This is a genomic window from Aeromonas sp. s9, assembly GCF_040907765.1.
In the GTDB taxonomy this organism is placed as follows: Bacteria; Pseudomonadota; Gammaproteobacteria; order Enterobacterales; family Aeromonadaceae; genus Aeromonas; species Aeromonas caviae.
The window spans coordinates 1-7,218 of sequence record NZ_JBFOCK010000002.1; the positions used below are offsets into that span (position 1 = coordinate 1).

The following is a 7,218-nucleotide window of genomic DNA, read 5'->3' on the forward strand; positions in this document are numbered from 1 at the left end:
GCCTGACCTGGTCAGGCGAGCCGGCTCATATCGCGTCAGTCATCACCCCTGGACATTGACCAGGATCCGGCCGCGCACCTGGCCTGCCAGGAAGGCATTCCCCAGGGTCACGGCCTGGGAGAGGGGCACTTCCCGGGTGAGGAGGTTGAGGCGAGTCAGGTCGAGATCCTCGGCCAGTCGGGCCCAGGCCTGCTGGCGCAGCGGGCGCAGTGCCATCACGCTGTCGATGCCATAGAGGGTGACGCCGCGCAGGATGAAGGGCATGACGGTGGAGGGGAAGTCCATCCCTCCCGCGAGACCGCAGGCGGCCACGGCGCCGCCGTAGCGGGTAGTGGCGCAGGCATTGGCCAGGGTGTGGCTGCCGACGGTGTCGATGACGCCGGCCCAGCGTTCCTTGCCCAGCGGGCGTCCCGGCGCGGCCAGTTCGGCGCGATCGATCACCTCGGCGGCGCCGAGGGACGTCAGATAGTCGGCCTCGTTCAGCCGCCCGGTGGCGGCCACGACCCGATAACCCAGCTTGGCCAGGAGGGTGATCGCCACGCTGCCCACGCCGCCGTTGGCGCCCGTCACCAGAATGTCACCGTCACCGGGGGTGATGCCGTGCTTCTCCAACGCCATCACGCAGAGCATGGCGGTGTACCCTGCGGTGCCGATGGCCATGGCGTCCCGGGGCTGGAAGCGCTCAGGCAGGGCAACCAGCCAGTCGCCCCGGACCCGTGCCCGCTCCGCCAGCCCGCCGCTGTGGGTCTCGCCCACGCCCCATCCGTTGAGCACCACCTTGTCGCCGGGGTGCCAGTCGGGATGCTGGCTCTCCAGCACGGTACCGGCAAAGTCGATACCGGGGATCAGAGGGAAGCGGCGTACCACGGGGGAGGCGCCGGTGAGGGCCAGGCCATCCTTGTAGTTGAGGGAAGACCACTGTACCGCCACGGTCACATCCCCGGCAGGCAACATCTCCTCGGAGAGGCTCTGGTAGCTGGCGCGATAACCCGCCTCGTCTTTCTCGATCAGAATACCGTTGAACATCTTGTCTACTCCCATTAATTGGACTGACTGACTATTAATCTTCGTAAAAAAATCACTTTGCTAACGTCATGAAAAAATTGAGAAAAGAGAGCATGGGCTCGGTATCGCCCACCAGGCGTGCGCGCAGTACGGCCCCTTCCCAGCCGATCCAGAACTGATGGGCGAGGGCAGGGCAGTCACAATCAGGGGGCAGCTCCCCCGCCGTCACCGCGTCCCTCAGGCAGCGGGCAAGCAGCGCCTCCCAGTCGAGGAGGATCTGCTCGAGGCGAAGGCGCAGCTCGGGGGACAGCTGCACCACCTCCTGACCCAGGTTGCCCACGAGGCAGCCCCGCTGGAACGCAAACCGGGTCATGCCCCGACAGGCGCTGTCGACGAAGGCAACAAGACGGGCCAGGGGGGGCAGGCTCTCATCCTCCAGATAGCGCGTCAGCTTGCGGCAGAAGTAGTGGTGATAGGCATCCATGACCGCCAGAGTGAAGTCGTGCTTGGTGGCGAAGTAGTGATAGAAGGAGCCCTTGGGGATCCCGGTCGACTGCAACACCCGCTCGATGGAGGTGGCGGCGATGCCCTGTTCGGTCAGCAGCTCCATGCCCCGGCGGATCAACAGATCCCGGGTGTCGGCATAGGTGTGCCCGTGCTGGGCAGGGCGGCCGCGAGGGCGGCGGGGCAGGGGGTCATTGGCTTGCATGGGGCTTATTAGACGCCTCAACTAGAAATGATGCAAGCGCGGCATCGAACGGACGAAACGAGTGGATGAGATCGGGTAGTCGAGACAAGCTGGAGCCAGCGGGGCAGAAAACAGCGAGGGCGCCAGTGGCGCCCTCGCATCGATGTGTGGCTGGGTCTCAGCTGCGCAGCTTGTTGTAGACAAACAGCACGATCAGGGCGCCAACGGTGGCGATGATGATGCTCGGCAGGTTGAAGCCGGTGACCGTTCCCATCCCAAGCAAGGTGCTGACATAGCCCCCCACCATGGCGCCGACCACCCCCAGGATCACCGTCATGAAGAAACCGCCGCCATCCTTGCCCGGCATGATCCATTTGGCCAGGATGCCGACGATCAGCCCCAGTACCACCCAAGTAAGAAATCCCATGGTCATCTCCTCGTTATGTGCAGAGAACCAGAGTATATGCAGGGATCCTGCTTGTATCCCGCCACAGCACGGCGTGAGTCAGAAACGGTCATATGAGACTCGCTCATGACCATGGCAGGCAGAGGGCCTCAGCCGAGCGCGTGGGTGTCGAGGCGCTGCCCGGCGGGGGAGCACACCAGCACCGACCCCTGCTCGAACCAGTCCCCCAGCACGATGCGCCGCGCCGCACGCCCATCCAGAGTGAAGTCGTGGATGGCGGGCCTGTGGGTGTGACCGTGGATCATCAGGCGGCAGCCGTGCTGGCGCAGCATCTCGTCCACCGCCTCCGGGGTCACGTCCATGATGATCTGGCTCTTCTGGGCATTCTCCATCTGGCTTTGGCCGCGCATCTTGTGGGCGATGGCCTGGCGGCGCGAGAGCGGCAGGCGCAGGAAGAGCCAGCGTAGCCATTTGAGTTGTGTGATGCGGCGAAACTTCTGGTAGCCCTCGTCCCGGGTGCAGAGCAGATCCCCGTGGCTCAGCAGCACCCGCTCGCCGTACAGCTCGATGACGCAGGGGTCGCCGAGCAGGGTCATGCCGGCCCGTTTGGCAAACTGGTGCCCCAAGAGGAAGTCGCGGTTGCCGTGAATGAAATAGAGGGGCACCCCTTGCTGGCTCAGGGCGAGAAAGGCATCGGCCACCTCGCGGTGGAGCGGGTTGGGGTCGTCGTCCCCAATCCAGAATTCGAACAGATCCCCCAGCACATAGAGGGCGTCGGCACCGGGCGCGTCTTCGGCCAGAAAGCGCACCAGGGCCGCCGTCATGTCGGGCCTGCCTTGGCTGAGGTGAATGTCACTGATAAAGAGGGTGCTCATGAGTTCCTGGGCATCATGGTAAGAGAGTCCCGCCTGGGGGCGGACAAGGCCTGTGACCTTGCTCGTCGAGCGGGTGGGGGAGGGAAGGGCAGCAGAGCCCCGCAAGGTTGACGCCCTCCAGGGTCAGCAACGCCTCGTAAGGGTCGCCGGACAGACCCAGCAGGCGGCACATGGCCGCTTCCCCCTTGAGCCCTTCATCAAAACGAAGGCGCAGCACCTCCCGGTGGAAGGGGGTGCCAAAGCGCTCAAGCAGGGCGGCCATCAGGCTGAGGTGGCGCCAGCCATGACACGCCTCGAGGGGATCAGGGGTGAGGTAGAGCTCGACTGGCCAGCACTGGCCATCTGGCCCGTGGCGTCGCTGCTCGGCGATCCAGACCTGTTCGCCCTTGCTTCGCACCTGCCAGCCTTGTGCTGCCAGCGTCGCGGCAAGGAAGGCCGGATCCGGATGCTGGCAGAGGATGTCGAGATCGCTGCCGGGCCTATCCAGCCTGATGGCGATCGTGCTCACCAGGGCCAGATCGTTGCACAGGGGGCCAAGCTCATCCCACAGGCCGCCGCTCAGCAGGGCGTGGGCCGAGCGCTGACGTTCGTTGCCCTGGGCCAGATAGTCGAGGCGGCGCCAGTTGGGGGCGGCAGATGGAAAAACTGCGGCCGGGGCCGCAGTTGTGTCAGAGCCTGGCCAGCAGGGATTACTCGGCAAGGGTCACCTTGGTGATGACGACGTCTTCGGTCGGAACGTCCTGGTGCATGCGGCCGTAGTTGCCGGTCTTCACGCCCTTGATCTTGTTGACCACGTCCATGCCGGCGGTCACTTCACCGAACACGCAGTAGCCGAAGCCCTGGGTGGTGGCGGACTTGAAGTCCAGGAAGTCGTTGTTGTTCACGTTGATGAAGAACTGGGCGCTGGCGGAGTGCGGCTCCATGGTGCGAGCCATGGCGATGGTGCCGATCTTGTTGGACAGACCGTTGGCTGCCTCGTTCTTGATGGGAGCGCGGGTCTCTTTCTCTTCGAAGCCCGGGGCATAGCCGCCGCCCTGGATCATGAAGCCGTCGATGACGCGGTGGAAGATGGTGTTGTCGTAGTGACCGTCACGGCAGTATTGCAGGAAGTTGGCCACGGTCTCCGGGGCTTTTTCCGCGTTCAGGGTCAGGGTGATGTCGCCGTGGTTGGTGTGCAGAGTAACCATGAGTTGTCCTTTCATTTTGACGCGGGCAGCAAGGTGCCCGCAGGTGTATGGCATAAAGTGGTGGCAATTCTAGCCCATCAAGGCCCTGCGGCATAGATGGCAGGGGGGAGAGGGGGCTTTTTCTGCCTCGTTTTCTATACCGGATGCGGTTAGAATGGCAGGCCATTTTACTCACAGGCAGTGGTCATAAGATGCTGAAGATATACAACACACTCACTCGTCAAAAAGAAGAATTCAAACCTATCCACCCGGGCAAGGTGGGCATGTATGTGTGTGGCGTCACTATCTATGATCACTGTCATATCGGCCATGGCCGTACCTTCGTCGCCTTCGACGTCGTCGCTCGCTACCTGCGTTATGCAGGATACGACCTCACCTATGTGCGCAACGTCACCGACGTGGACGACAAGATCATCAAGCGCGCCGCCGAAACGCACGTGACCTGTGACGATCTCACCGAGCGCCTCATCGGCGACATGCACCAGGATTTCGACGCCCTCGGCATGGTACGCCCGGACATCGAACCCCGCGCCACCCAGCACATCGGCGAGATCATCGCCCTGGTTGAAACCCTGCTGGAAAAAGGGCACGCCTACGTGGCGGACAACGGCGATGTGATGTTCATCGTCGAGTCCTACGCCGACTACGGCAAGCTCTCGGGCCAGGATCTGGAGCAGTTGCAGGCCGGCGCCCGGGTCGACGTGGTGGATGCCAAGCGCAATCCGCTCGACTTCGTGCTGTGGAAGATGTCCAAGCCCGGCGAGCCGACCTGGGACAGCCCCTGGGGCCCGGGCCGTCCTGGCTGGCACATCGAGTGCTCCGCCATGAACTCCAAGCACCTTGGCAACCACTTCGACATCCACGGCGGCGGCTCCGATCTGCAGTTCCCGCACCACGAGAACGAGATTGCCCAGTCCTGCTGCGCCCACGGCGGCGACTACGTCAACACCTGGATGCACAGCGGCATGGTGATGGTGGATAAAGAGAAGATGTCCAAATCCCTTGGCAACTTCTTCACCATCCGCGATGTGCTGGCCCACTATGACGCCGAAACCGTCCGTTACTTCCTGATGTCCGGCCATTACCGCAGCCAGCTCAACTACTCGGAAGATAACCTCAAGCAAGCCCGCGCCGCCCTGGAGCGCATGTACACCGCATTGCGCGATCTGCCGGCGGCGGCGGCCGCCGGTGGCGACGAGCAGGTGGCCCGCTTCGTTGATGCCATGGACGACGACTTCAACACCCCGGAAGCCTACTCCGCCCTGTTCGATCTGGTGCGCGAGATCAACCGCCAGAAGGCCGAAGACATCGCTGTCGCCGCCGGCCTCGGTGCCCGTCTGCGGGAGCTGGGCGCCGTGCTCGGCATCCTGCAACAGGATCCGGATGCGTTCTTGAAGGGTATTGAGGCGGACGAAGAGGTTGCCGAGATCGAGCGCCTGATCGCCGAGCGCAATCAGGCCCGCGCCGACAAGAACTGGGCCGCGGCGGATGCCGCCCGTAACCGCCTCACCGAGATGGGCATCGTGCTGGAAGACAGCGCCGGCAAGACCAGCTGGCGCCGTGCCTAAGGCCGGTGGCGCTGCTGGTGCCAACAGGTTGAGCCCATAAAAAAACCGCAGCCCCAGGGCTGCGGTTTTTGTTTGTGGCCTGCCGAAGCCTCGGCATCCTTCGGTCTGATCCCCTCGCCCCTTGGGGGAGAGGGTCGAGGGCGAGGGGACGAGCGTCATTACTCACCGGAGTGCCTGCAAGCCGTCTGTTACTTGCCCCCAGTTCCTACCTGACCTGGTTGGCGCCTCTGATCATGGCTGGTCTGGCAATATGTTCAGGTCTTTGGTGCGCGCCTCGGTCAACTGGGTGAGACAACTGCTGTGGACCATGGGCGCCATTGATCCCCCTTCATAGACGCCGGCCTCGTAACGGCACTGGGCATCGCGAAAGGCGATCCAGGCCCGTTGCGCAGTTCTCAGCCTCTCCAGCTGTGCCTTCTCCAGGGAGGCAACCCGCTTTTTATAGGCGGCATTGAGCTTGGCATCGGCTCGCTGGTAATCCTGAAACGCACAGATGTTCATGTCGGTTTGTGTCACCGGCGCAGTACAATCCTGTTCGGCCTGAACGGCAGTGGTTGCCAGCAAGAGCAACAGGGCGGGATAGGGTCTCAAGAGGCAGTTCCTTTGTGGTAGGGAGAGGGCCAATATACGGCATAAACCGGCCCGATGGCGGCTCTGTTTTTCAAGAATAACAAGGAGATGACGTCATGAAGTTGAACTGGGGGCCGTTTCTGGCCCTGCCTCTGCTGGCGTCCGGGCTGTCTGTGGCCGCTACTGCCCCCGATATGCAGGCCCAAGTACGCGCCAAGGTGGCCCAGTTTCTCGACTGGGAGCGCCAAGTCAAACCGAGCGGCCTCTATCAGAGCGATCTCGGCGGCGCACTGCCAGGCATCGTCTCCCCCGAGCTGCTCTGCCTGCTCAATGCCGCCTCCAAGGCGCGCGAAATAGCCACCCGCGAAGCCCCGGACGAGAAGCCCCCCTTCGTCGAGGGCAACCCCTTCCTGCCCAATGCCTGGGATCACCTGCTGGGCTCGGAGATCCTCTCGTCGCGCGCCATCGACGGTAGCCAGGATCGCAGCGAGGTCAAGGTGCGTTTCACCTTTGGCGAGCCGGGCACCCCGCTCGACGCCCCCAGCGGCACCTACCGTTTTGTCAGCACCTATCTGGTGAAGGAGGGGCCGCAAGGCGCCCGCATCACCGATATCGACGCTGGCGGCAGCTGTGATTTCTGCCAATCCGGCAGCCTGCGCGCCGCCCTCTATGAGACGCTCACCACTTATCCCGCCGCAGGGGGAGAGCTGTGCAAGGGGTTGGGGAAATAGTTTTTTGGTTGGGATGAAGGCATGTTTGGGGAATAGAAATAAAAACCGCAGCTTAAGGCTGCGGTTTTTTCTGGAAGCAAATATTGTATAAATTGTATGGAGATGGTATTCACCTGACAGTTGCCCACAAAAGGGAGTGGTCATACGGCTTCAAACCGGATAACAAAACGGTACCCCTACCGTGTTAT

General features: G+C 62.8%; 9 protein-coding genes. 2 read left to right on the top strand and 7 right to left on the bottom strand.

Annotated features, from left to right (window positions below):
• Positions 1-42 precede the first annotated feature (42 nt).
• The 6 genes from AB5Y54_RS00010 to AB5Y54_RS00035 all read right to left on the bottom strand — a co-directional run bounded on the left by AB5Y54_RS00010 (position 43) and on the right by AB5Y54_RS00035 (position 4,161).
• Positions 43-1,026, bottom strand: coding sequence for an MDR family oxidoreductase (locus AB5Y54_RS00010; RefSeq protein WP_368153000.1), 984 nt, complete (start codon positions 1,024-1,026; stop codon positions 43-45).
• A 52-nt stretch (positions 1,027-1,078) separates the two neighbouring features.
• Positions 1,079-1,714, bottom strand: a complete 636-nt coding sequence (locus tag AB5Y54_RS00015) for a TetR/AcrR family transcriptional regulator (RefSeq protein ID WP_331402771.1) — start codon at positions 1,712-1,714, stop codon at positions 1,079-1,081.
• A 157-nt stretch (positions 1,715-1,871) separates the two neighbouring features.
• The gene (locus AB5Y54_RS00020; protein ID WP_010675223.1) at positions 1,872-2,120 is read right to left on the bottom strand and encodes a GlsB/YeaQ/YmgE family stress response membrane protein; all 249 of its coding nucleotides are present in this window, start codon (positions 2,118-2,120) and stop codon (positions 1,872-1,874) included.
• 128 nt (positions 2,121-2,248) lie between these two features.
• Positions 2,249-2,974, bottom strand: a complete 726-nt coding sequence (lpxH, locus tag AB5Y54_RS00025) for a UDP-2,3-diacylglucosamine diphosphatase (protein WP_368153004.1) — start codon at positions 2,972-2,974, stop codon at positions 2,249-2,251.
• Between the two features lie 13 nt (positions 2,975-2,987).
• Positions 2,988-3,674: a DUF4269 domain-containing protein gene (locus AB5Y54_RS00030; protein ID WP_368153005.1), complete on the bottom strand. Its 687-nt coding sequence runs from the start codon at positions 3,672-3,674 to the stop codon at positions 2,988-2,990.
• On the bottom strand, positions 3,664-4,161 hold the full coding sequence (locus tag AB5Y54_RS00035; RefSeq protein WP_039041198.1) for a peptidylprolyl isomerase: 498 nt from the start codon (positions 4,159-4,161) through the stop codon (positions 3,664-3,666). The genes AB5Y54_RS00030 and AB5Y54_RS00035 overlap by 11 nt, the downstream gene beginning before the upstream one ends.
• A gap of 191 nt (positions 4,162-4,352) precedes the next feature.
• Here AB5Y54_RS00035 and cysS point away from each other — a divergent pair, with 191 nt between their 5' ends.
• Positions 4,353-5,729, top strand: a complete 1,377-nt coding sequence (cysS, locus tag AB5Y54_RS00040; protein ID WP_202041997.1) for a cysteine--tRNA ligase — start codon at positions 4,353-4,355, stop codon at positions 5,727-5,729.
• Positions 5,730-5,960: 231 nt separating this feature from the next.
• On the opposite strand, the gene AB5Y54_RS00045 is transcribed toward cysS, so the two are convergent.
• Positions 5,961-6,320, bottom strand: coding sequence for a lysozyme inhibitor LprI family protein (locus tag AB5Y54_RS00045; protein WP_103859055.1), 360 nt, complete (start codon positions 6,318-6,320; stop codon positions 5,961-5,963).
• 95 nt (positions 6,321-6,415) lie between these two features.
• On the opposite strand from AB5Y54_RS00045, the gene AB5Y54_RS00050 reads away from it, so the two are divergent.
• Positions 6,416-7,030, top strand: coding sequence for a hypothetical protein (locus AB5Y54_RS00050; protein ID WP_324034477.1), 615 nt, complete (start codon positions 6,416-6,418; stop codon positions 7,028-7,030).
• Positions 7,031-7,218 lie beyond the last annotated feature (188 nt).

Bases quoted from the DNA above. Each gene is read 5' to 3' on its own strand.
- AB5Y54_RS00020 (WP_010675223.1), bottom strand. From the start codon at position 2,120: ATGGGATTTCTTACTTGGGTGGTACTGGGGCTGATCGTCGGCATCCTG.
- AB5Y54_RS00010 (WP_368153000.1), bottom strand. From the start codon at position 1,026: ATGTTCAACGGTATTCTGATCGAGAAAGACGAGGCGGGTTATCGCGCC.
- AB5Y54_RS00035 (WP_039041198.1), bottom strand. From the start codon at position 4,161: ATGGTTACTCTGCACACCAACCACGGCGACATCACCCTGACCCTGAAC.
- cysS (WP_202041997.1), top strand. From the start codon at position 4,353: ATGCTGAAGATATACAACACACTCACTCGTCAAAAAGAAGAATTCAAA.
- AB5Y54_RS00015 (WP_331402771.1), bottom strand. From the start codon at position 1,714: ATGCAAGCCAATGACCCCCTGCCCCGCCGCCCTCGCGGCCGCCCTGCC.
- lpxH (WP_368153004.1), bottom strand. From the start codon at position 2,974: ATGAGCACCCTCTTTATCAGTGACATTCACCTCAGCCAAGGCAGGCCC.
- AB5Y54_RS00050 (WP_324034477.1), top strand. From the start codon at position 6,416: ATGAAGTTGAACTGGGGGCCGTTTCTGGCCCTGCCTCTGCTGGCGTCC.